We start from the raw sequence: 26,121 nt of genomic DNA, 5'->3' as shown, positions 1-26,121 counted from the left end.
CTACCTGGGTGCAAGAAGGAAGGATCAGCGCTGGGAGTCAGGTCGCACGGACCTTGAGTGCCGCATCGACGATCTGCTGCGCCTCTTGCAAGATCGATTGCAGATGCGCGCCATCCTTGAAGCTTTCGGCATAGATCTTGTAGATGTCCTCAGTGCCTGATGGCCGTGCGGCAAACCAACCACTGGCAGTGGAAGCCTTGATGCCGCCGATGGGCGCGTTGTTACCGGGTGCGCGGTCGATCACGCTCTCGATCTTCTCACCGGCCAGCGTGGTGCTTGGCACCTGTTCGGGCGAAAGCCTGGCTAACAGCGCTTTCTGCTCGGCTGTCGCGGGCGCGTCGACGCGATTAGCGACGGGCTCGCCCAAGGCTTGAACGAGTGCCTGATATTGCTCGGCCGGATCGCCCTCGCGGCGAGCCGTGATTTCTGCCGACAGCAAGGCTGGCACGATGCCATCCTTGTCGGTGGCCCATACCTCGCCGTTACGGCGAAGGAACGACGCACCGGCGCTTTCCTCGCCACCGAACCCCAGCGACCCGTCAAGCAGGCCATCCACGAACCACTTGAAGCCGACCGGCACTTCATAGAGTCGCCGGCCCAGCCGCTTGACGACACGATCGATCAACGCGGTGCTTACCAGGGTTTTGCCGACGGCTGCCCTGGCATCCCATTGCGGACGGTGGTTGAACAGATAGTCGATCAGCACCGAGAGGTATTGGTTTGGCACCATCAAACCGCCGCTACGCGTGACGATGCCGTGGCGATCATGATCCGTATCGCAGGCGAAAGCCACGTCGTACTTGGACTTCAGCCCGATCAACCGCTGCATGGCATAAGACGACGATGGATCCATGCGGATCTTGCCGTCCCAATCGACGGTCATGAAACCGAACTGCGGATCCACCTCCTCGCTGACCACGGTGAGGTCGACACGGTAACGCTCTGCGATCGGTGCCCAATAGTGCACGCCAGCACCGCCAAGCGGATCGACTGCCATGTGGATGCCGGCACCACGTATCGCGTCGAAGTCGATCATGCTGCCGAGATCGCCGACGTAGGCATCGAGGAAGTCAAACTCATGCGTGGTCGACGCATGGCGGGCCCGCGTGAACGGCATGCGCCGCACCTCGTGCATGCCATCCCTCATCAGGGCATTGGCCCGCTCCTGGATCCAGTCGGTGATATCGACGTCGGCCGGGCCACCGTTGGGCGGGTTGTACTTGAAGCCACCGTTGTCGGGCGGATTGTGCGAAGGCGTGATGACAATCCCATCGGCTAGCCCGGCGCTTCGCCGGTAGTTGTAGCCCAGAATGGCATGGGACACAGCGGGTGTCGGCGTGAACTCGCCACCCCAAGCGATCATGGTTTCCACGCCATTGGCGGCCAACACCTCCAGCGCGCTTTCGAAGGCCGGCTGCGATAGCGCGTGGGTGTCCAGGCCCATATAGAGCGGACCGTTGATCTGCGCGCCCTTGCGGTACTCGCAGATCGCCTGGCTGATCGCCAGCACGTGCCACTCGTTGAAACTGCGATCGAACGAGTTGCCCCGATGACCGGAGGTGCCAAAGGCCACCTGTTGCGACGGCAGCGACGGATCGGGGCGAAGCTCGGTATATGCAGCCAGCAGCTTGGCCACATCGACCAGCAGGGAAGGCGACGCCAGCTTTCCTGCCAGCGGACTGACGGTGGTACTCACGATCGCACCTCGCGTAACCGACGATACCGTCGAATCAACGCGTTGGTGGAACTGTCGTGATTGAGACCACTGGCGTCTTTGCTGGCGATCTCACCCTCCACGCGCTTGGCCAATGCCTTGCCAAGCTCCACGCCCCACTGGTCGAACGAGTCGATGTTCCAGATCACGCCCTGCACGAACACGCTGTGCTCATACAGCGCCACCAGCGTGCCTAGCGTGTAGGGGTCGAGTCGCTCAGCAAGAATCGTAGTGCTCGGCCGATTTCCTTCGAACGTTCGCTGGGGCACCAGATCGGGAGCAGTGCCTTCCGCCTTCACTTCATCAGCGGACTTGCCGAATGCCAGGGCCTCGCTCTGCGCGATCAGGTTGGCTATAAGCAAGTCGTGCTGGTCACCGCCGTGTCCGTTCGGCAGCAGGTTCAACGGTTGGCAGAAGCCGATGAAATCGCACGGGATCAAACGGGTGCCCTGGTGAATCAGCTGATAGAACGAATGCTGTCCGTTGGTACCCGGCTCGCCCCAGTAAATCGGACCGGTTTCGTAGTCCACCGTCGCACCGTCGAGCGTCACGTGCTTGCCGTTGCTCTCCATCGTCAACTGTTGCAGGTAGGCTGGAAACCGCTTCAGGTATTGCTCGTAAGGAAGCACGGCTACCGTCGAGGCGCCGAGGAAATTATTGTTCCAGATGCCGAGCAACCCCATCAGCACTGGCAGATTGCTTTCCAGCGGCGCCTGACGGAAATGCTCATCCATCGCGTGGAAGCCGGCAAGCATCTCGTGGAAATGGGCCGCACCGATGGCCAGCATCGTCGACAGGCCGATCGCGGAATCCATCGAGTAGCGGCCACCCACCCAATCCCAGAATCCATACATATGACTGGTATCGATGCCGAACTTGGCGACCGCTTCGGCGTTCGTGGATACCGCTACAAAGTGCTTGGCGATAGCTCCGCCATTATCGGCGTCGGCGCCCCCCAGTCCGCGCAGGCACCATTCGCGCGCCGCATGCGCGTTGGTCAGCGTCTCCTGCGTCGTAAAGGTTTTGGAACAGATGATGAAAAGCGTCTCCGCCGCATCCAGGTCACGCGTTGTCTCGACAAAATCCGTCCCATCTACGTTGGAGACGAACCCGAAGGTCATCTGCCGCTGGCTGTAGTAGCGAAGCGCCTCATAGGCCATGACAGGCCCAAGGTCTGACCCGCCGATGCCAATGCTGATGACATGGCGAATGGGCTTGCCGGTATAGCCGAGCCACGTTCCGTCGCGTACACGTGCCGCCAGATCAGCCATGCGATTGAGCACATCGTGCACCTTCGGCACGACATTCTTTCCGTCGACATCAATGCGCACTCCCACCGGTGCGCGCAAAGCAATATGCAGGACAGCTCGCCTCTCGGTGGCATTGATCTTGTCGCCCCGAAACATGGCTTCCATGCGCTGCTTCAAACCACAGGCGTCGGCCAGCTCGCGCAGCAAGCGCATTATTTCATCAGTGACGCGTTGCTTGGAGTAATCGAAATACATGCCAACGGCCTCGACATGAAGCCGCTCGCTGCGAGCCGGATCAAAGGCAAACAGTTCACGAAGATGGTTACGATCCATCTGCCTGGCGTGCTGCAATAGCGCCAGCCAGGCCGGCAGCCATGTCAGGCTCGCAGCGGCTGATGTGATGGGAGAAGGCATCATGACGCGGCTCGCTGCGTGGCCGTGGAAAGCCCGGCACCCTTGTCCACGATACGCCGCAGCAATTGCTGCCAAGACCTGACGAAGGATTGCGCGCCTTCGCTTTGTAACCGGCTTGCCAGCGCATCAATGTCGATACCCGCCCGCTCAAAGCGGGCCAAGACGTTCTCGGCATCGCCGCCGTCTACGTCCATAACGCCATCCGTCGCGCCGTGCTCAGCAAAGGCCAGCAAGGTTCTCTCCGGCATGGTGTTGACGGTGTCCGGAGCCGCCAATGCCTGGATATATAGCGTGTCCGAAGCCTTGGGATCCTTCGTGCCTGTGCTCGCCCACAGCAGGCGCTGGGGCAACGCGCCTGCGTCGGCTAGCTTGCGCCAACGCGGCGTGGCGAGCAGCTCGCGATAGGCGCGATACGTAAGTTGGGCAACCGCGATACCGAGATTGTTGTGCAGCTCGGCTGGTACCTTGTCGTTGGCTGCTACATCCCAGCGGCTCACAAACACGGAGGCCACCGAGCCGATTCGTGGATCCAGTCCGGCTTCAATGCGCCGCTCGATGCCGCGCATATAGGCCTCTGCGGCGGCAAGATATTGTTTGCAGGAGAACAGCAGCGTCACGTTGATCGGTATGCCTGCGTAGATGGATGCCTCAATAGCCGGAAGCCCCTCAGGGAGGCCTGGGATCTTCACGAGTAGATTGGGCCGAGTCGCTTGCGTGTGAATCCGCTTCGCCGCCTCAATGCTGCCGGCGGGATCACTGGCAAGCAACGGCGACACTTCCATCGAAACCCAGCCGTCGACATGGCCACTGGCCTCGTACGCGGGCCGGAACATATCGGCGGCACGGCTGATATCCTCCAGCGCCAACTCCATGAACAGGCTTTCGCCAGATTTCCCGGCCTTCACTTTCTCGCGGATGGCTGCATCATATGCTTGGCCGCTGCCAATAGCTCCATCGAAGATCGTGGGATTGGAGGTGAGGCCGGTAATCGAGAGATTGTCGATGTAACGACGCAAGATGCCGTTATCGAGAATCTCTCGGGTGATATTGTCCAGCCACAGGCTCTGGCCGAGATCGTGCAGTCGACGGGTGGGTTTCATGGCTACTCCGGAGGGGCTGCCTTAGTGGTGCCGTCGCGACTGGCGCGGGCGACATGGAGATTGGCGATGGCGGGAAAATCCGCGCGCGCCAATCCCCACAGATCGCTGATGTGGTCGATGGTGTAGTCGGGCGCGAGGTCGAGCGAGACCTGCGTCGCTTCAGCCGCGTGGTATCCCTGGCGAACGAACACAGTGCTGACTCGGCCACTAAGCACTCGTTTGACCGCAGCTAGCAATCCCGGCTTGTCATCGACCATGACGTAATGTGCAGCGGGATAGCGCTGCAGTGTCGCGTCGATCATGCTCTCCTTGTGCACATGGACCAGCACGCGGCCCTCCACGGCATCCCAGAGACCAGCGCGCTGGATCTTGCGCGGCTGAAACACGATGTCGCCATCGAAAAGAATGACGGATGTACCAATCGCTTCCAGGTATCGAATGGCCTCTAGTGCGTGCGGATAGACCCGCTCAACGAAGGGGTAATCGAGCAGAAAGAACGACAATTGCAATAACGCCGCTTCGTTACCGTTGTCGGGGCGGAACTGCTGTAGCGCGCCCAGGTAATCGGCGTAGCCCGGTGTGTCCCGCAGACTGGCGTAGATGGACCAATAGCGTTCGCGCTCTTCCTTGCCGAAGTCGCAATCGAGCCGTGCCGCGAGGTCAGCCGCAAAGCGGTCATTGTCGAGCAAGGTATTGTCGACATTGAGCAGGAACACCAGTGGACGCGTCGTCAACATGGCGTCGTCGCCTCCGCCCTCGGATCGTGCCAATCCCCTCCCTTCGTCACGAGATCGGCCGCCAATGCGGGCCCCCAACTGCCGGCGGCATACTCATGCACAGGCTCGGCCCCGCCCAACGCAGGATCAATCACGGCCCACGCCCTCTCGACACAGGCGTCGCTGGTGAACTGCGAGGCATCGCCACGGATGGCATCGCCAAGCAGTCGCCGATAGGGCTGTTCCTCCTGCGAGGGCTGATGCCGCGCTATAAGCTCCACGGCTTCGCCGCGCATTGCCTCGCCCGCCTGCTTGACGCGCGCACCAGCCGATATCACAACTTCGGGACTGAGCCGAAAGCGAAAGTAGTTCGACTGCGCCGGCGTGATCTCATCGAACACGGATAGCGGCGGGCGCTTCAGATTTACCATGACCTCGGTGGTCGTGAGCGGAAGGCATTTGCCGGCACGGATATAGAACGGCACGCCAGCCCAGCGCCAGGTATCGATATGCAGACGCAAGGCCGCGAAGGTTTCGACCTGGGACTTCGGCGCAACACCTTTCTCCTGGCGATATCCCTTGAACTGTCCTCGCACGACTTCCCGGGGATCTAGTGGGCGCATGGCCTGGAATACCCGAAGCTTCTCGTCGCGCATCGCGGCGGCGTCATGGCCGATCGGCGTATCCATTGCAAGTAGCGCAGTGATCTGCAGCAGATGGTTCTGCACCACGTCACGAAGTGCGCCGGTTTCTTCGTAAAAGCTGCCGCGACCCTCGACGCCAAAGCTCTCAGCCATGGTGATCTGCACGCTGTCGACGTAGGTGCGATTCCAGATCGGCTCCAGGAAGGTGTTGGCAAAACGGAAGTAAAGCAGGTTCTGCACGGCCCCCTTGCCTAGATAGTGATCGATGCGAAAAATCGACGACTCGGGGAACACCTTATGCAGCGTGCGATTCAGCGCCTTGGCCGATGTCAGGTCGCGCCCGAACGGTTTCTCAACCACGATCCGTGCGCCTTTAGTGCAACCCGCCTTTGCCAGCCCCTGCGCCACCGTGCTGAACATGCTGGGCGGAATGGCCATGTAGTGCAGCGGGCGCTGTGCTTCACCTAGCGTCTGCCTGAGCTGGCTGTAGGTCGCTGCATCGTTGTAGTCGCCGTCGATGTAATTCAGTTGCGCGGTGAGCCTGGCGAATGCAACGTCGTCGAATCCACCGTATTCGTCCAGGCTGGACTTCGCACGTTCTTGCAGTTGCTCTCGCCCCCAGCCGGCATGGGCCACGCCGATGATCGGCATGTCCAGCTCACCCGCTTGAATCATGGCCTGCAATGCCGGGAAGATCTTCTTGTACGCGAGGTCACCGGTCGCACCGAAGAAAACAAACGCATCAGAGGAAGGGCTCGTCATGATGGGTTGCGGGTTCCTTTATGGCTTTAGGCGGGCAACCGCTATAGCCAACGCGGTTGACGAATCCTGAGCATGGCCCATGTCGCGTTAAGATCGGGCATCTATGACCTTGCCATGATGTGACGCTTGTCCTAGGTAGCCAACCGGCACCACACATCGATGTAATGGTCTATGCCATCGTCCGTCAGCAAGATGCATTGGCCACCCTGAAGTTCACCATCAAGACTGATCTGATCGCCACCTTCGCCGTCGTCGTCTCGGGTGACAGAGATGTGGTAATCCGTTTCGGCGTGACGATAATCCAGCTTGAACGACTGCCAGTCGGCCGGTAACAACGGTGCAATGTACAGATACTCGCCTTCCATGCGCAGGCCAAGCAGCGACTCCACCAGTAGTCGATACATCCAGCCTGCCGAGCCGGTGTACCAGCTCCAGCCGCCGCGTCCGACGTGGGTGGCTGCAGCGTAGACATCCGCAGCAATCACGTATGGCTCGACCTTGTAAATCTCCATGGTCTCGGTGGTCTGGCTATGGCTGACTGGATTGATCATGCGCTGCAGCTCCCATGCCCGCTCGCCGTCGCCCAGCTTGGCAAAGGCCATGGCGGCCCAGATGGCGGCGTGGGTGTATTGTCCGCCGTTCTCGCGCACGCCCGGCACATAACCCTTGATGTAACCGGGGTCAGATGTGGAGCGATCGAACGGAGGATCCAGCAATTGGACCAGCCCAATGTCGCGACGCACTAGTCGCTGCTCCAGCGATCTCATCGCCTGTCTCCGCCGAGCATCATCTGCAGCGCCCGACAGCACCGACCAGCTTTGTGCGATGGAGTCAATCTGGCATTCGTCGTTGTCCGCCGAGCCAAGAGGTGTGCCGTCGTCAAAGTAGGCGCGCCGGTACCATGCGCCATCCCAGCCATGCTGTTCGAGGTTCCTCTTTAGCAGCACAGCCTCGCTTTCGCAGCGCGTTGCAAATCGTGCATCACCTTGAAAACGCGCGATTGGAGCGAACTGAAGCAACACGTCGTAGAGGAAGAAGCCGAGCCAAACACTCTCGCCGCGCCCGTGCTCGCCCACACGATTCATGCCATCGTTCCAGTCGCCACAGGCGATCAACGGCAGGCCATGTGAGCCGCGCGGAGCGGCGTGTTCAATGGCCCGAACGCAATGCTGATAGAGCGTTTCACGCAGCTCCGACCGTGCGGGCAAATCGTAATAGGACTCCTCGTCCGTGTTAACCAGTCGACCTTCTATATAGACGGCCATTTCGTCGAGCACACCACGATCCCCTGTCGTGACGACATAGCGACTCGCTGCCAGGGGCAGCCAGAGATAATCGTCCGAACAACGGGTGCGCACGCCCCGATCCAACGGCGGATGCCACCAGTGCTGAACATCACCTTCAGGAAACTGGTGTGCGGCACAAAGCAACAAATGCTGACGCGCGCGATACGGAGCCGCGTGCACCATGGCCATCGAATCTTGCAGTTGGTCACGAAAACCGATGGCGCCACCGGACTGGTAATAGCCGCTGCGTGCGAGAAAACGACAGGCAATGGTTTGATACATTAGCCAGCCATTGACCAGTACGTTGACCGCTCGATCCGGCGTATGGACCTGAACCTTGCCAAGCGTCCAATGCCAATGAAGTCGCACTGCATCAAGTGCGGCCGCGGCGCTACCGAGTCCACGACATCGTTGCACGAGCTCAATCGCCGCTTTGGTGCCGGCGCCCATTCCGAGCCGGAAGATAATTTCGTACTCATCGCCATCATCCAGTTCAAAGGGGATCTGGATGGCCCCGCAAGGATCCAGCCCAGCGCCCACCTGGCCTGATAGGGTTGCATTTTCCATTCCCGCTGGATTGCGCATACTGCCATTGCGGCCAAGGAACTCACTGCGATTGCCGCTCACGCTACGCGTAGGGTTGTCGACGTCGAAAAATGCCACGCGATCAGGAAACTCTGTGTTGTAGGCATTACGCGCGAGCATGGCGCCAGTCACCGGGTCCGACTCTGTAACCACGTGCATGCCCGTCCGCGAGTGCAGGTCGCCAAGCACCCACTCGACATAGCCTGTAGCAGATAGTCGCCGCAAGCGACCCGAACCATTACGCACCTTCAGCACCATGAACTTCACCGGCATGTCCAGCGCGACGTAGATCCATAGCTCGGTGCGAATTCCGGCCTCTTGGTGCTCGAATACGCTATAGCCAAAACCGTGCCGCGTTAGATATGCGCCCTCGCCTCGCCGTGGCAACGGTGTCGGCGACCAGTAGCGCCCGGTCTGCTCGTCGCGCAGATAGATGGCTTCGCCACTGGCGTCGGTAACCGGATCATTGCCCCAGGGTGTTAAGCGGAATTCGTGCGCGTTTTCCGCCCATGTATAAGCACCACCGCTTTCAGAGACGACGGTGCCAAACTGCGGGTTTGCCAATACGTTGACCCATGGGGCTGGCGTGGACTGGCCCGCCGCCAAAGTGATGACATATTCGGTGCCGTCGGCACTGAATCCGCCATAGGGGCAGTTCAGCTGCAGGCTGTCAGGCAAGGCATCGGACGTCGGGGTAGTCTGGTCAAACTCGGAAATCCAGCTCTCTGTGATTTGCAGGCGCGCCGGGCTTGTGCGCAACTGGCGACGCCCGATTTGTTCTACAAGGCTGCCTCGATTGTCTGTAAGCACCAGGCGCGCAACTGCCTGTACCAGGATGCGATCCTCATGGGAGAGTTGCTGGGCTGAGCGCACGAAGATGCCGCCGGGCCGATCGATCAGGCTCGCCTCGACCCCAGATGCGATCAAGCCCATGATCTGATCCTGCAACTGTTGCCGATAGCCAGCGTAATCCTCATTCCAAATCACCAGATCCACAGCCAGGCCCTTGAGTCGCCAATATGCGTGCGCCTGGACCATTTGGCGTACCAGCTCGATCCGGGAGGCATTGGAGACGCGCAAGAGCACAATGGGCAGGTCGCCAGAGATCGCCTGCCCCCACAAACCAGATTGCCCTCGTCGATTGGCACGCAAAATTCCTGCCTCCGCACGCAATGGCGCGCTGGCGTAAATGATGGAGGCGGCCATCTGCTCATATAGCTGCGCGTCGGCCAGACTGGCATTGAGTTGCCGCAGCAAAACCTGGCTATGGGTCCAAGCTAGGTCGAATACACGATCGGCCAGATGCCGGTCGCGATACTTCTCGATCAGGTGTAGACAAGCTTCTCGACTGTCGATGACTCCCGTGACCATATCCACCAAAGCAGACTGCTCCGGGTCAAGCGTGATTCGGCAGCGAATGGCTACAATCGGGTCGAGTACTGACCCCTCACTGTCCGATAGACGACCAGTGCCGTCGGCGGATGAGTCCATGGCGGCAGGGTCCGCTAGGCTATGGCCACGGCCGATAAAGCGGGCACGATCAGTCTCATACGAGATCGCATCAATATCCGCATCATGCACCGCCATCAGGTGACACATCCAGGGCACAAAGTCGCTACTGGAGCGCGGCCGCCTCGTGCAAATAATCGCCTGTAGCGTGCGTATCAGCTCAGTTTGCACAAACAGGTTACTAAAGGCTGGGTGCAATGCGTCGGCGATGGCCGGCGTCAGAACCACCTCGGCGTAGCTGGTTATCTCGATGGTGCGCCTCGCCCGCCCCCGGTTAGTCAACCGGATACGACGAAGCTCAATATTGTCTTCGGGCGACACGACGATCTCGGTATGCGCATCGAAATCGCACTGGCGCACGCGAAACTCCGCGCGCGCGTCTGAAAAAATCGCCTCGTAATGGTCCGTCTTCATCAGCATCGGCTGGTGCATGGCGGACCAGCATTCCCCGCTGGCCACATCACGCAGATAACAAAACATGCCCCAGTTATCGCGGCTGATGTCCTCGCGCCAGCGCGTCACGGCCATATCCCGGCAGCGACTGTAGCCACCCCCTGCGCTGCTCACCATGACGTGATACTGACCATTGGAGAGCAACTGCACCGCCGGCCTCATCCGATCTGGGTCGGTGAACACGCGAAGGGTGGACTCCGCTGCGGGCGCCGGCCCTTGCACATTGGAGAACTCGGCGGTGTGCAGATACTCCATCGCTGTCTTGGGCATGCGCTCCTGCAGCAGGAGCAGCGTCGCCTGCAGGCTCGGGTCGGACTCGAACCGCCTCTGCATGGGCTGCTGCCGAAGCACGTAATCCAGCGCCAACAAACTCATGCCCTGATGGTGGGCCATGAAAGAGAAGATCACCGCCGAACTTTGCCCACGTGGCAAACGAGCCGGGGTGTAGTCGATCGCCTCATGCAAACCGAAGCGTCCCTCTAGTCCTTCACTGGCAAGTCGCTGCAGATTGGCGCACGCCTCCTCGGGTGCCACCATCAATGCCAGTGCCGTGGCGTACGGGGCCACCACCAACTCTTCACCCAGGCCGCGCTTGAGACCCAAGCCAGGAACGCCGAAGGCGCGGTACTGATAGTTCATGCGGGCATCCATCGCGTTGTACCCTGATTCGGAGATGCCCCAGGGCGCACCGCGCTGATTGCCATACTCGATCTGCCGGGCTACGGCGGCACGGCAGGTCTGATGAAGCAGGCTGCCCTCGTAATTTGGCATCACCAGCATGGGCATCAGGTATTCGAACATCGAGCCCGTCCAGGAAAGCAGCACCGGCTCGCCACCCGCCGTCGTCAGCAAACGGCTGAGCGTGAACCAACTCTCCTGCGGCAGCTGCTCCTGCGCGATGGCGACAAAGCTGGTAAGCCTAGCCTCGGAGGCGAGCAGATCGTAATAGCCCGCATCGAGCCGACGCTCGTCCAGGTTGTAGCCAATGGTCAGCAGATCGCGGCGCGTATCGTAAAGAAAGCCGAAATCCATGGTGGCGAGCTCACCCAGCTGCCTCACCAACCGGGCAATCAGCGCCATGCATTCCACGGCTGCCCGCTGCGCCTGTGCTGACACCTGCGACGGAACACCCGTGTCCCGTCCCATCCCTCCCCCCGCCAGCTGCCGCAGGGACGGGATACTGTTCTGCCAGACGCCTTCATCATCAGCCGGACCGGACACGAAACGGCCAAAGTAGACACTGGCATCACGACATTGCATAAGCAATGCCACAAGCCAGAAGCCGGGCTCGTCTTCCGGATTGAGCTCCAAAGACATCGCCACGGCCTCGCACTCCGCAAGCAGTTGACTCATGCAGGCTTCCGCCTCAATGAGCGACACCGGTGGTGCTGCACGAGCACCATCAAGCTGCAGTTGGAAATCGCCTAGCAGACGCGTATCGATACCACGTACCGCAAATTCGCTCAGCAAGATCTCAAGCGTATCGACCAGTCCATCGAGAAGGCGCGCATCAAATAGTGGGTCATCCGCCAATGCCGACAGGCCAGCGCGGAGCGTCAGTAGATGACCGGCAAGATTGCCGCTATCGACGGCGGAGATGTAATGCGGGGGAAGTGGCAGCAGCGAAAGGGTGTCGTACCAGTTGTAAAAATGTCCCCGATGACGCTCCATGCACTGCATAGTGTCGAGGGCACAGGCGGTGCGCTCCATCAGCCGAGCTGACGTCAGGTAACCAAAATCGTAAGCCGCGAGATTCGCCAGCAGCGCCAAACCCATATTGGTAGGCGACGTGCGGTGCGCAACGGTTGGCGAAGGCTTCTCCTGGATGTTGTCTGGTGGCAGCCAGTTTTCCCGTGGCCCGACATGCGCCTCGAAGAACGCCCAGGTCTTGCGCGCCAGTACGCGCAAGAAGCGTAGTTGGTGCTCGGCGGGCTCAAAGTCGATGCGCGCGGGAGGCTTGCTCAGCCACCACGCAATAGCCGGCGCAACCAACCACGACAGCAGAATGGGTCCCGCCACGCCTAACGCCACTGGCCGCCGCATTGCCAATGCCAGGATAACGATCACCGCGAGACACGGCACCACCCACATTCGCCGATAGATCCCCGCCAACGAAGTCGCGCTGGCACGTTCGATTTCCCGGGATGCACTCCACTGCAACAAGTGACGCCGCGTTATCAGCACACGCCACAGCGTTCTTGCGACCGCATCCAGGCTATAAAACGCTTCGTGCGGCAGCCACACCAATACGAGCAAGGCACGCACGAAATGTTGAGCCGCGGCATGCAGCGCCACGCGAAGGTGTTGATCCAGCGGCAAGTCCCTCGATTTCTGCAACAGGCCGAGCACCGACGTCAGCCACGGCGGCAGCAACAGGACTGTCAGCACGCCAATTGTCCACCAGGCCACGGATGACATGGCAAGCCAGCTCAATAGGAGCAACGCCAGCAACGCGGGTGGAACCAGGCTGCGCCGCAGGTTATCGAATATCTTCCAGCGCGATAGCGCCGACAATGGGCTTGACTTCGTCGCCCCGTTCGGCGCCAGTGCACGTGGAAGCAGCCAGGGAATCAACTGCCAATCGCCTCGGATCCAACGATGTCGGCGCTTGGCGTCCGCGCTGTAGCGCGAGGGATACTCCTCATATAGTTGCACGTCGCTGATCAGGCCCGATCGCGCATAACAGCCCTCGATCAGGTCGTGACTGAGAATGCTGTTGTCTGGAAAGCGCCCCTGCATCGCGCGCTCGAAGGCATCGAGGTCGTAGATCCCCTTGCCGATGAACGACCCTTCTCGAAACAGATCCTGGTAGACATCCGACACGGCTCGCGTGTAGGGATCAATGCCCGCATCACTGCCAAACAACCTTGCGTAGACCGAGCGCACGGCGCTGGGCAGGCTGATGCCCACCCGCGGCTGGAGAATGGCGTAGCCCGCCACGACCCGCCGCCTATCCTTGTCGAAGACCGGGCGATTGAGTGGATGGGCCATGGCGCCGACGAACTGGCGCGCCGCGCCTCGTGGCAGCTGGGTATCCACATCCAGGGTAATCACATACCTTACATCCATGAGCCCGGCGATGCGGCCGACGATCAAGGAAAATCGACCCGTATCGCCACTGCGAAGCAAGGCATTTAGATCGGCCAGCTTGCCGCGCTTGCGCTCGGCGCCCATCCAGACCTTGTCGATGGCATTCCAGCGGCGGGGGCGATGAAAGAGGAAGAAGCGATCGATATCCGTCTTCGCATAGGTCTCATTGAGCTCGTCGATTCTGCGTTCCGCCATCTGAAGCAGTCCTGCGTCTTGCTCCGTCACCTCCACATGCGCGTCCGTGAAGTCAGTGAGCAATGCGAAATGAAGATGCTCGTCGCGATTGGCGAGAAAACGAACCTCAAGACCCTCGAGCAGCTCGTCCACATCTTCCGCACTGGAGAACATCGAGGGCACTACCACCAAGGTACGCATTTCGTTGGGCAGGCCCTCCGAATAGTCCATGCGCGGCAACATCTGCGGTTTGACCACGATGGACGCCAGCCAGTTGACCAGACTTATCGAGAGCTGGCTGGCTATCAGGGCTATGGGCAAGGTGACCATCAAGCGCCAGAGACCATGGATGCCGCTGTTCGCAAGACTAGCCAGCAGAGGCCATGCCAGCGCCGCCGTCAGGAGCACGGTCGTGCCGAGATAGAACGTCAGCGGCGCACGTTTAACCCGTTGCTGCCAGACGGCGCCATAAGGCTGTCTTACAGCGATACGCTCTTCGAGTACAGGCAATCCCCGATCAACCAGGTAAAAGCCGACGTGCGCCTCTACTTCTCTGTTTGCCCCCGCCTGCGCGCGCGCCCTAGCAAGCTCGATAGACATCTTCGCCACGTCGGTCTCGGATAGCTCGCTATGCCGTGCCAACCATTCCACGACATGCCGATAGTGATCGCGCGTAGCGAAGTCCATCGATGTATAGACGCCCGCAGGATCGTCTTGCAGGATGTGCTCGACGACACTCGTGGCTTCCACGAACTCACGCCAGTCCAGGGCGGAAAGCATCCGCAGGCTAGCAATGCTGTTGCCAATGGAGACCTGGTCGGCCGCCTGTTGTTGCGCCTCCATCTGCACGAGCCGCTCGATGCTCAAACCCGATTCGGCAAGGTGCTGTTCGATCCAGTTCAGGGGCAACGCCAGCGCAGGCCCCTGCCCCTGCAATCGCCGCGTCAATTCGGCCACGAAGGAGCTGGCCAGGGGCGGATGGGATCGCGCCATGTCGGCCACGGCGAGCACGACACTTTTGGGATCGCGCTCGGCAATCTCCGTCATGCGGTCGGCCCACTGATCGGCCAGGTTGCGGTCATTCCAATCGACCATCACGCGGGAAGCCACGCGCCGAAGGTTCTCGATCAGGGCCAGCCGAAGCATGATCGGAATTGCCCACAATTCACCCAGCGTAAGTGGCCTGACGCTCTGGTAAGAGGTGACAAAGCGGCTCAGGCTTTCACTATCAACGCGCCCATCACCATGGGAAATTGTCTCCAGCGCAATATCGTAGACACGCGGTAGCCGGGCCGACGGCCCGGTGAGCAATCGTGGTAGTTCAAGACTGTAGCTCTTGGGGAGATGTCGCTGAGCGATGCGAATCTGCTCTTCGATCAGGTAGTAGTTGTCGAGCAGCCATTCGGCGGCCGGTGTGATGCGACGATCCGCACGATGGGCATGAGTGAGCCTGGCACAGGAGTGCGCGAGCACAAACTTATTGTCGGCGAGACGGGCCAACAAGGAATTGTCACGCGATTTGGCGCTAGACCGATGCGCATTAGCCAGCGCTGTGCCGTACAGATCCATCTGATCGGCACTGAACAACTCCGAGCGCAGGGTCGGCTCCGGCGTGTGCTCGATATGTCGCCGCCATCGCAGCTGTCGGCGGAAGGTAGCCCTGAGGCGACGGAACGAGGACGAAGCGAACGGATTGCTGATCTTCAAAAGTCACCGTCCCTCTAGAAATCATGCGGAGCGGCGAATCAACGGAAAATAAGGCCTGCGGATGCCGCAGCCCTCTATCCAGCATTGACAGTTTTACCCTGCAGGCAGGGAGAACCACGTGAAGGTGAGACACATGCCACGCCCTAGAGCGTCATGAACGAATCCAGATCACCCGAGCCAGGGGATATGCAACCAAGCACGTGGGTACCTGCGGGCTTAACCGCCAGTACAGCCAAACCTAGATCGCCAACCTACGATCTAGGCCGGCAGTGAACTCACACGATGGCGTGCAAGGCCTTTAGGTGGCCCGCACGGATATATTCATGGCCGGACAGACTCAATGCTGGCCCTTGTCATTGCCGCCCTCTTCTTTCGTGCCTGACTTCGCGGGCGAGGCAGGTCGCGACGCCTTTTGCTCAGGGGCTGCGTGCACTGAAGGTACCTGCAGTGGACTGGCCTTCGCCTGTGTAACAGTGTGTCCAGCAGCGACCGCGTGGTACTGCGACGCTGCAGTCGGCGCTCCCGTAGCCTGATGTGTGGTGTGTGCGGCGGGCGTGGTACGCGCGGCAGATGGCCCTGTCTGACTGACAGAAGCAACAGGATTGGCATGAGACTGACCTGCGTCATTTGCCGGAGCGCTGTGCACCGCACCCTCGCCGCGGCGATAGTCCTTAGTGACCGCCACGGGACGATAATTGGGAGTCACATGACTCCAATGCTCTCGCTGACCGTACCACGGACGATTGCGGTAGTAGTTGTCCCAGTAGGTTCCAAAGACGAAGGTAATGATAGGGATGCCGATCTTGACACCATAGGACGGAATGAGAACTCGCTGCCCCTGATAGTCCTCCTGCAGATCATTCCCGGCCACCCAGCCACGATCTCCACCCGTAATGACGTCGCACCATGACCAACCATTCACACAGCCCTGAATGGAGACTTCAGTGCCTGCGCCTAGCGTGACAACACCCGGATAGCTGGAGTCCGGTCCAGCGCGCATATCGACTTGCCCCGTGACATAGCCATCGGCCGCCATGGCCGATACGAATACAAACATGGAGAAGCCCAGTGCAGTGATGGAATGAAAGCGTTTCATCTGATTGCCCTCGTTGTGCTAGGCGTCAGCTATACGCTGTTGATGCATTCATCACGGTGCGCTGGCGCTCACAGCCGCTATATCGACACGGAAGGTAAGTGTCCAGTGGACTGACTGAACGACTTGACGAGCAGAGAAGCCTTCGCCGCCCATAAGGGCGGCGAGAGCCCCTCCCCGTCTATGCCTAGATGCGCCCCATGAACAAAAGCACGACGACGATGAGTAGAGCCAAACCGAAGCCACCGCTTGGCCCGTAGCCCCATTGACGACTGTAAGGCCAACTCGGGATCACCCCAATCAACAAGAGGATAAGTAGCACGAGAAGAATGGTGCCAATAGTCATGTCGGCTCTCGTTAAATCTGCGCAGCAGACTCCGCATCTCCTTCACCGTCGCGACCGACGGCGCTTCTGGATTGCGGATGCTTCGATCCGCCATGCGTACGTTGCGGAGCTAATCTACGCTCGTCACCGGCATCGTACTGTTCGGTAACGAACGCCGACGCGACGTTTTGGCACGGGAGAACTCAAGTGCTATGTGCGGTTGAGAACAGACGATCACCTCGGCTTGCCGCACCATCCACTTTTAATCTATGCGCGGCCTGAGCGCGGCATCTTCAATGCTCACCGGATTGAAGGAACAAGGTATTTCCCCGTCCGATGCAACGTCGGCGCATTAGGTTATCCGTAACGCACGACGCTGCAACAGGACACAGACCCTTCATATGAGGTAATCCCATGCTCGACCGGTTGCTCGATATGGCCTCGCACGGCCTGCTCCAGGTTGGGCTTGGCATGCTGCTGCTGTATCTATTCGTGATGACCCAGCTCACCATACTTACAGTGACGCTGTATCTGCATCGCAGCCAGGCCCATCGATCGATCGATTTCCATCCCGCGCTCGCACATATTTTTAGATTCTGGAGCTGGCTAACGACCGCGATGGTCACTAGGGAATGGGTGGCCGTACATCGCAAACATCATGCACACGCCGACACGGTGCAAGACCCTCATAGTCCGTACATTCTAGGCATCCATCAATTGCTGTGGAGGGGCGCGGAGTTGTATGCCGCGGTACGGAGCGACCCTGACCTGCTAGCGACGTATGGCCACGGTACAACCGATGACTGGATTGAGCGCCATATCTATACACCTCACTCCAACTGGGGCCCCACCCTGCTGGCCGTCATCAGCGTTGCTTTGTTCGGCGTTGGCGGGATGGCCATATGGGCCGTGCAGATGATGTGGATCCCCTTCTGGGCTGCCGGCGTGGTAAATGGCGTGGGCCACTGGCGAGGGTATCGCAACTTCGAAACGCCAGACACGTCCGCTAATATGGTGCCCTTGGCGATCTGGATGGGAGGTGAGGAGTTGCACAACAACCATCACGCCTTTCCCAGTTCGGCGAAATTCTCGGTGCGTCGCTTCGAATTCGACTTCGGTTGGCTGGTGATCCAACTGCTTTCCTTACTCGGCCTGGCACGCGTCCGACGCATCGTCTTCGATGCCAAGACGAACATGGCGGCCAGAACAGCGAGACGTGTCGCACTGACTCCCCGGGTGAAAGTGATGACTGAATTCTTCCGCAAAGTCACCTTACCGGTTGTGCACGAGGAGCTTCGGTGCCGGGATGGCAGAAGCCCGAAACTGTCGATACACCTGCGTCGCGCTCTGGCAGACGGTGGGCGCTGGCTTCCGGCGGACGAGCGTGAGCATCTCGATGCCTGGATCGTGACCCATCCATGCCTGCATACGATATGCCGACTGCGGAATCAGCTCGCGGCATTGATGGAGACACGCAATAAGGACCATGCGGCTGAGGCACTCTCCCAGTGGGTGCGCGAAGCCCAAGGTAGCGGCATTGAAGCACTCCAGCAATTCGCCCAATCCCTCAGCGATAGCATCGTCGCTCCATGCACCTACCTTCACCATTTGGACGAATGAGTATCCGAGTCCGCAGCACTAAGCTGACCTTTGCGCCAAATCGGCACCCAATAAGGCCCGATCGTCGATATCGATGGACAGGCGCAGATGTCTGACCCACTCTGGTCACTCCTAATTGGCGCGCTGCTGATCGCGATGGTGCTCACCGGGGCCGCGCTTGCACGCATCCTGCTTACCAGTGCGATGGTCTATCTCTGCATTGGTTATGCACTCGGGCCGGCATCGCTGGGCCTGATTGAGCTAGACCCGAGCCACCATGTCAGCTTACTGGGACGGATTGCCGAGGTAGCGCTGCTCATCTCACTGTTCACCGTGGGCTTGAGGATGGGAGTGCCGATACTCGACAGGCGCTGGATACTTTCGCTACGACTTGCCTTCATCTCCATGACCATCACGGTCGGACTCATTGCTGCCGTGGGCGTGTCGGGACTAGGCCTTTCCTGGGGGGCAGCAGTACTGCTGGGCGGCATTCTTGCGCCAACCGATCCAGTGCTGGCGTCCGGCTTCAAGACCGAGCGCGGCACCGACCCGGATAGCCTCCGCTTCAGTTTGGCTGGTGAGGGTGCACTGAACGATGGAACTGCTTTTCCCTTCGTGCTGCTTGGCCTCGGCTTGCTGGACAAACATGGGCATGACCTTCGCATCCTGCATTGGTGGTCGGTCGACCTGATGTGGTCCACAGGGGGTGGACTGGCTATCGGAGCGGCGCTGAGCGGGGTGATTGGCAAACTGATCGTTCACCTGCGCACACGTCATCAGCAAGCGATAGGTCTCGATGAGTTCGTATCCCTTGGTATCGTGGCAGTCACTTACGGCGTGGCTCAGCTATGCCATACGTCGGGCTTCCTGGCTGTGTTTGCTGCTGGACTGGCCTTGCAGCGAGTGAAAGAACAGCCGCGCGAAGGGACGACATCCCTTGGCGTAGCGCCGAACTTCCGCCGGCACGCCTACGGTGCGCTGGCCACACACTCTCATCATGCCAGCGCTGCCATGACGGATGCCGTCCACGGCTTCAATGGACAATTGGAGAAGCTCGCCGAACTGACCATGGTGCTACTGGTTGGGGCAATGCTTCCCTATACCACCCCCTGGAGCGCCTTATGGTGGTTCATTCCGTTGCTATTTCTGGTGATACGTCCGGTGGCGGTACTCGCCGGCACCCTTGGGGAGCCGATGGACATATCGCAACGAGCCATGATCGGGTGGTTTGGCATTCGCGGCATAGGTTCGGTGTTCTACCTGTTGTTCGCCATTCGCTATGGCGTATCGGGCGTCCTGGCACAGGAGTTAATCACGCTTACGCTCGCATCGGTAGCTATCTCCATCCTTGTACATGGCGTATCGATTCGGCCCCTACTTCGATGGTACATACAGCGCATCGCATCACCACGCCAACCTGACTAGGCACTTCTGGCCTTAGGTTGGAGCCAAGTCGAGTCCCAGAGCTTCCTCCCTAACCATACCGTCCAAAGGTCCACGTTGCTGTAAGTGCTCATCGTCCAACTTGCCAAATTACGGACGGCCCTCACGACTCCCGCTGAACTCGGGGCATGTGTTCCGACCTCTTCGCATCGAGAGAACGGCCATGAAGAAACCTGTCGTTGCTCCCAACGGCACGCATCGCCCTCCCCTATGGCGCCGTCTCAGTGCAGGATTGATCACTGGCGCTGCAGACGATGACCCCAGTGGCATAGCCACGTACTCACAAGTGGGGGCTGCGTTCGGCTACGGAATGCTCTGGTGCATCGTGCTGACGATTCCCTTGATGATCGCGATACAGGCGATCAGTGCAGGCATTGGCCGTGTGACCGGACGCGGCCTGATGAGCGGCATCCGCACGTTCTATCCCAGAACACTCGTCTATGGGCTGGTCGTGTCCATTGTTGCCGCCAACGTCATCAACTTAGCGGCGGATATTGGCGCTATGGGGGGCGGCATTGAAGCTCCTTATAGGCGGTCCAGCACTGCTATATGCGGCCGTGTTTGCATTGTCCACACTGCTCCTTCAGATGTTTATCCCTTTCTCGCGCTACTCTCCAATCCTCAAATTTCTCACCTTGAGCCTGTTCGCATATGTTGCGACCGTCCTGGTTATTCATGTGCCATGGACGGCCGTGCTCAGGAGCATTGTCGTGCCGCCCATCGTAAGGGATGCCAAGTATGCTGTTGGCGTAGTTGCCTTGCTCGGCACCACGATCAGTCCCTATCTATTTTGCTGGCAGGCATCTCAGGAAGTAGAAGAGATGAGCCCGAGCAGCGGGAGAAGGCCATTGAAGCGATCACCATCACAAGCACCCGAAGCACTGCAGCGAATAGGTATCGACACCAGTGTGGGCATGGTCTTTTCGAACATGATCGCCTTTTTCATCATTCTGACCGCCGCCGTGGTACTCCACGCACACGGAAAAACGGACATCAATTCATCAGCCGATGCCGCTGAGGCGTTACGCCCCTTGGCAGGAAAGCTCGCATTTGGTCTATTTGCCGCGGGTATCATCGGCACGGGCCTTCTGGCTGTTCCTGTATTGGCAGGCGCCACGGCTTATGCTGCCGCAGATGCATTCGGTCAGCGAGCGGGATTGGAGCACAAGCCCCACGAGGCAAAATTTTTCTATGGCGCTTTGATCGTGGCGAGCGTGGTTGGCATGGCGCTGAACTTCACGCCCTTGGACCCCGTCAAGGCGTTGTACTGGAGCGCAGTGGTCAACGGTGTCGTCGCTGTACCTTTGATGATTGTCATGATGCTAATGAGCTCGCGGGTCAAGGTGATGGGCGAGTTCACGCTTCCTTGGTTCCTACAGCTCTTTGGCTGGCTCGCGACAGCAGCGATGGCAACGGCGGCAGTCGTTATGTTCGCCACCTGGGGGAAGTGACAAACCGCAATGGCAACCGTATCGCTCCCAGCGCACCACTCCTGAGAGATGGCTTGACGTCAGGACATTACGAGTGCTCGGCGACGCCCCTCCATCTTCGCCTCCCGATCCGCCTCGCGCTCGCCGGCGAAGACGCCAGTAACCCCTTCTTCGATGGGAACTGTCTCCCTTGCGTGTCGAACCGCTCTTAAATTTGTCGACCGCCTGCTCAACCAGTTTTGACTAGTCGGTCTGCGTGCAGCCCAGAAGGCCCAGGACAACCAGGAGCGCAAAGCCATGGGAAAGGGCCCTCCGTTTTCGACGATCCACAAATCCCCTTCGGTGCAGAACGGCTGAAGACTCGATCTAGGTATTTTGCGGATGACGAGATCTCCGCTCTGGATCGGAAGCGGACCTCCTCAGAATATTGTCTCTGGGGCCTGGCAGTAGCAGGCCGCTCGCATCGGAACCGTACCAGAAAGACGTTCAGTGTCCGCCGGATCTGATGTTTGGTCTTACCGGAATCGACGTGCTTTCCGGCACAGATGGAAGATTTCAGCGAGTGCTAGGTCAGTCTCACCACCAGAAGATCATGATCGTGTGATATTGGCGTAGGCGCCTCCCATGCTGAGCCCGATGATCACGTTGAGCGCACTTCCTTACCCTCTGGCTTGGATGGGAAAAACGGCGTCCCATCCGCAGAATGGGTGCGCCAGCGCACCGACACGCGTGCCTCCCAATGGGAAGGTAAATCACTACCACTCACTCGCTCCAGGCGGGCGGGAGCGCAGCCGTGAATGCCATAACCCTATTCATCGTGGTCGCCCTGACGGCCGTCGGCGGCCTGTACATGTCTCGTGGCAGTCTGGGCCCGGCGATCGGCTTCTGGGTCATTGCCGCGATCGCTTCACAATCACTGAAAATGGCTAACACGTGGCAGAAGTTCGTCGTGCTGCGAGCCGGCAAACTACTGGGGGTACGGGGGCCTGGTTTGTTCCTCATCATCCCAGTGCTCGATCATGTCGTGGCCGTCATTGATGAGCGCATTCAGACCACCGCCTTCAACGCTGAGCAGGCACTGACGCGCGACACCGTACCCGTGAACGTGGATGCCATCATCTTTTGGCACGTGCACGACGCCAGAAAGGCCGCTCTTGCTATTACGGACTATCAACAGGCCATCGCGCGAGTGGCCCAAACGTCACTACGCGAGATGATTGGCTCGTCGATGCTGGCGTCTCTGCTCTCTGATCGCCAATCCGCGGACTTGGCACTATGCACGGAAATCGGACGCAAGACCCTCGAATGGGGTCTGACGGTGCGATCGGTGGAAATACGCGACGTAGCCATTCCCGTCGCACTGCAAGATGCCATGTCGAGACAGGCTCAAGCCGAGCGGGAAAAGCAGGCGCGTATCATTCTTGGGTCGGCCGAAGCTGAGATGGCGAGCAAGTTTGTCAGTGCGGCGAAGATCTACGCCGACCAACCGACAGCCCTTCAGTTGCGCGCGATGAATATCATCTATGAGACGACTAAGGAACGTGGCACCACCATCCTCATTCCCAGTTCGATGGTCGACAGCATGAATCCAGCATCGGCCACCGCATTGGCGCTCGCTGCACGAAGCGCCGCCATGCGTGCGGAAGAGCAACATGGCGTAGCCGGTGAATTGACTGCACTGCACACACCGATCGACACGGAAGTCGAGGTCGATCATGACGCCGTTAAGACAGCGGAGTGGAGCTTGGCCAGGGCATTGAATAACCTGATTTCCGAGGGTGGCTATGCACTTGCATCAGACGACGCCACGACACCTTCCACGCCAAGCCAGAAATCCGAGAAGTTACCGTAGTGGGCCAAACCAAGGCCCTCCCTATATTCGTGACACGCTCATGGGGGAATCATGACTACAGATCGAAAGCCGGAATCCAATCGCCTGGAGAGAGTCTTCGATGTATTGCTCGACCAAAATCGTCGACTACTGTACGAGAATGAGCTACTTCGTACTGAGCTCAAACGCCATCCAACGGGTGTTCTGCAGATCCGCTCTATCGAGCGTTCCCTGGCCTCGGCTTGGCGACACTGTGAATCCGAGGCTGCCGCTGGCGCTTGCAACAGTTAGTTTGCACTAGGCCACAGCGGGATTGGCCCGCGCACACACCCATACACCACGCGGCATCCGGTTTCCGCCTTCCATGAAGTGATCGACGAGGTACCGACCAGCGTGATCGATAAAAGGTCCGGAAGGCGTAGCCATTCCCGACAGGTGAAACTCATGCAGGATGCTTTATGGTCGCTACTCATCGGTACACTGCTCATCACCATGGTGCTTACTGGCACCATCCTAGCCCGACTGCTGTTGAGTGGCGCGATGATCTATCTGTGCGCCGGTTTTGCACTGGGTCCAGAATGGTTCGGGCTGATCACGCTCGATCCACTGAGGCACGCCGATGTGCTGGAGCACGTTGCCGGAGCCGCGCTACTCATCTCGCTCTTTACCGTGGGATTGCGCATGGGAGTGCCGCTGCTCGACCGGCGCTGGATCGTTCCGCTGAGGTTGGCGTTTGTCTCGATGGCTATAACGGTGGGACTGGTCGCCTTGGCCGGCGTGTGGGGCCTGCGGATGCCTATTGGGGCGGCCGTACTGCTGGGCGGCATCCTGGCGCCAACCGATCCCGTATTGGCATCGGGCATCAGGACGGAGCGCGGCGCGGACCCGGATCGCCTCCGTTTCAGCCTTGCGGGAGAAGGTAGCTTGAACGACGGCACGGCATTTCCGTTTGTGATGCTTGGGCTTGGTCTGTTGGGCCTGCATGAATTGGGCAGCGCCAATTTGCGCTGGGTACTGATCGACTTGCTTTGGGGGACCGCTGGAGGGCTGTTGATCGGAGCTGCGCTCGGCGCGTTGATAGGCCGACTGGTCGTCTATCTGCGTACGCGCCATCGGCAGGCTGTGGGACTAGACGAGTTCCTGGCGCTAGGACTGATCGCAATCGCCTATGGCGTGGCCCAACTTTGCCTTGCATCAGGCTTCCTTGCCGTGTTCGCTGCCGGGCTCGCGCTGCAGCGCGTGGAAGAGCAGCCAAGCAAAGGAAGTGCATCACTGGGCACATCAAAAGAAGTGCACGGTCACACCTATAAGGCGCTGGCCGCACATTCGCACCATGCCAGCGCAGCCATGACGCGTGCCGTACATGGCTTCAACGTGCAACTCGAAAAGCTTGCCGAGCTGACACTGGTGTTACTCATCGGCGCCATACTTGCTTATACGGAACCGTCGGCACTGTCCTGGTGGTTCATTCCACTCTTTCTGGTGGTGTTACGTCCACTGGCTGTGACTGCTGGAATGATAGGCGGTTCGAGCAGCCTCTATCAGCTAGCCATGATTTCCTGGTTCGGCATTAGGGGAGTCGGCTCTGTGTTCTATCTGATGTACGCCATTCGTCAGGGCATAACTTCTGCCCTGGCGAAGCAACTCACCACTATCACGTTGATCACCATCGTCGCGTCCATCGTCGTGCATGGGGCATGCCGTGCGCCCGCTGATGAAACGCTAGGATTGTCTATCGCGTGAAGGGACATTCCCGCCCGCCCCGTTCATGGCAGCCTACCGTCGGGCTTCAGCGGTTCGTTTTCAGTGTCTCCATCAAACAGTATCGGTGCCAGCGACGATATGCCTCCCGCGTCACACCACGACTTCCGCTTGGCGCCAAATATAGATAGTCGTTTGCTAGCGGCGAATACACCCCAGCTTCCGATTCGCTGATGAATCCATCGCGGTTAGTGTCCAGTGATTCGAATGATCGCCTTGGGGCGTCGGGTAACGCGCCGGCCTGGACAGATCGTATGGCCACCCGATTGCCCGTGCCGTTGGTCGTACCTGCAGAGGCGACGACCCGTGCATGCGGGTCAGACATGTCCATGGTGTCGTCCGACACCTGTGGCGTCGGAGGAATGGGGGAAATGGTGGCGCTATTCCGTGGCGCCACGTAGACACCCGACATGGCCAAGGACGAAGCCATGGCTAGATCAATGAGTGCCGTTAGTCGTACGCATCAAGAAGCGCTTCCTGCCAGTACGCGACCGTAAGGTGTTACCAAGTCATCGACTCAGGAGCTCCTTGTGGGCGTTGTTCTCTTCGTGGCCGTTACGCGCGGTCGCTCTTGCGGCTTCCGATCCCTGTCAAAATAGGTAACTTTTTGAAGCATCATGTAAAAAGCGCTGTAATAGCCAGATAGCCAACGGTTGGCTTCTTGACCTTCGCAGGGCCTGGGCGGGATGAAGTACATGGCGTTCATAAGGTTGCCCTTAATGTTGGCTCGCATCACGCGGCCGTAGCAAGCATCAGCCTGCAACTCCAGCGAAGCCGGAGATAGCTCAGTGGCGCAGAGTTCGGGCCGAGCGGCTGAGGCGCGTACATTGAGTCTGAGTAAACTCAGCGCTTCACTATCATGCGCCTGATCGTGTTACACGGGCGTGTGACGCGACTGAAGCAAGAGGTTTAAGCACGACGCTACAGATGCATGGGTAAGGAGGCCCTCACGGAATAATTCCTGGCGACGACGTTGAATCGCCCCGGGATTGGTGGAGGCTCCAACTCTTGAGAAGATGGAGCCATGAAGAAGTCAAACAAGTTCTCACCTGAGATCCGTGAGCGCGCTGTGCGCATGGTGCAAGAGCATCGCGGAGAGTATCCGTCGCTGTGGGCGGCGGTCGAATCGATTGCCCCGAAGATTGGCTGCGTGCCGCAGACGTTGCTGGAATGGATCAAGCGTGAAGAGGTCGATACCGGCGTACGTCCTGGCGTGACCAGCAGCGAGACGCAAC

13 protein-coding genes and 2 pseudogenes are annotated in these 26,121 nt (G+C 59.4%); 7 read left to right on the top strand and 8 right to left on the bottom strand.

The features are described 5' to 3' along the window. Positions 1-37 precede the first annotated feature (37 nt). From pgm to DyAD56_RS18675, 8 genes are all read right to left on the bottom strand, one after another. The gene (gene pgm / locus DyAD56_RS18710; RefSeq protein ID WP_102304359.1) at positions 38-1,696 is read right to left on the bottom strand and encodes a phosphoglucomutase (alpha-D-glucose-1,6-bisphosphate-dependent); all 1,659 of its coding nucleotides are present in this window, start codon (positions 1,694-1,696) and stop codon (positions 38-40) included. Next, on the bottom strand, positions 1,693-3,381 hold the full coding sequence (gene pgi, locus DyAD56_RS18705) for a glucose-6-phosphate isomerase (RefSeq protein WP_233176244.1): 1,689 nt from the start codon (positions 3,379-3,381) through the stop codon (positions 1,693-1,695). Before pgi ends, pgm begins: the two co-directional genes overlap by 4 nt. Continuing rightward, on the bottom strand, positions 3,378-4,478 hold the full coding sequence (gene tal / locus DyAD56_RS18700) for a transaldolase (RefSeq protein WP_102304358.1): 1,101 nt from the start codon (positions 4,476-4,478) through the stop codon (positions 3,378-3,380). Before tal ends, pgi begins: the two co-directional genes overlap by 4 nt. Before the next feature lie 2 nt (positions 4,479-4,480). Beyond that, positions 4,481-5,215 carry a haloacid dehalogenase gene (locus tag DyAD56_RS18695; protein ID WP_102304357.1) on the bottom strand — a complete coding sequence of 245 codons (735 nt, stop codon included), beginning with the start codon at positions 5,213-5,215 and terminating at the stop codon, positions 4,481-4,483. Beyond that, positions 5,209-6,600, bottom strand: a complete 1,392-nt coding sequence (gene zwf, locus DyAD56_RS18690; RefSeq protein ID WP_102304356.1) for a glucose-6-phosphate dehydrogenase — start codon at positions 6,598-6,600, stop codon at positions 5,209-5,211. The genes DyAD56_RS18695 and zwf overlap by 7 nt, the downstream gene beginning before the upstream one ends. Before the next feature lie 131 nt (positions 6,601-6,731). Next, a complete protein-coding gene (locus DyAD56_RS18685) occupies positions 6,732-15,404 on the bottom strand; it encodes a glucoamylase family protein (RefSeq protein WP_233202642.1) in 8,673 nt (2,890 codons plus the stop codon). Between the two features lie 337 nt (positions 15,405-15,741). Further along, entirely contained in the window at positions 15,742-16,500 is a 759-nt protein-coding gene (locus tag DyAD56_RS18680; RefSeq protein WP_102304355.1) for an SH3 domain-containing protein, read from the bottom strand. Positions 16,501-16,684: 184 nt separating this feature from the next. Continuing rightward, positions 16,685-16,837 (bottom strand): DUF3309 family protein, encoded by a 153-nt coding sequence (locus DyAD56_RS18675; protein WP_199045343.1) that lies wholly within the window; start codon positions 16,835-16,837, stop codon positions 16,685-16,687. A 399-nt stretch (positions 16,838-17,236) separates the two neighbouring features. On the opposite strand from DyAD56_RS18675, the gene DyAD56_RS18670 reads away from it, so the two are divergent. From DyAD56_RS18670 to DyAD56_RS18645, 7 genes and pseudogenes are all read left to right on the top strand, one after another. Then, entirely contained in the window at positions 17,237-18,442 is a 1,206-nt protein-coding gene (locus DyAD56_RS18670; RefSeq protein WP_102304353.1) for a fatty acid desaturase, read from the top strand. An 87-nt stretch (positions 18,443-18,529) separates the two neighbouring features. Next, a complete protein-coding gene (locus tag DyAD56_RS18665) occupies positions 18,530-19,846 on the top strand; it encodes a sodium:proton antiporter (protein WP_102304352.1) in 1,317 nt (438 codons plus the stop codon). Positions 19,847-20,027: 181 nt separating this feature from the next. Beyond that, positions 20,028-20,324, top strand: a pseudogene (locus DyAD56_RS24530) (divalent metal cation transporter); the annotation flags it as partial. A gap of 106 nt (positions 20,325-20,430) precedes the next feature. Continuing rightward, a complete protein-coding gene (locus DyAD56_RS18660; protein WP_233202644.1) occupies positions 20,431-21,315 on the top strand; it encodes a divalent metal cation transporter in 885 nt (294 codons plus the stop codon). Positions 21,316-22,087: 772 nt separating this feature from the next. Beyond that, positions 22,088-23,146, top strand: coding sequence for a slipin family protein (locus DyAD56_RS18655; RefSeq protein WP_233202640.1), 1,059 nt, complete (start codon positions 22,088-22,090; stop codon positions 23,144-23,146). 423 nt (positions 23,147-23,569) lie between these two features. Further along, a complete protein-coding gene (locus tag DyAD56_RS18650) occupies positions 23,570-24,868 on the top strand; it encodes a cation:proton antiporter (RefSeq protein ID WP_199179040.1) in 1,299 nt (432 codons plus the stop codon). A gap of 1,042 nt (positions 24,869-25,910) precedes the next feature. Then, a pseudogene (locus DyAD56_RS18645) lies at positions 25,911-26,121 on the top strand (IS3 family transposase); the annotation flags it as partial.

This window comes from Dyella sp. AD56 (genome assembly GCF_002878475.1).
In the GTDB taxonomy this organism is placed as follows: Bacteria; Pseudomonadota; Gammaproteobacteria; order Xanthomonadales; family Rhodanobacteraceae; genus Dyella.
The sequence above is the reverse complement of the archived record's forward strand: the minus strand, read 5'-3'. Positions and strand labels throughout refer to the sequence as shown.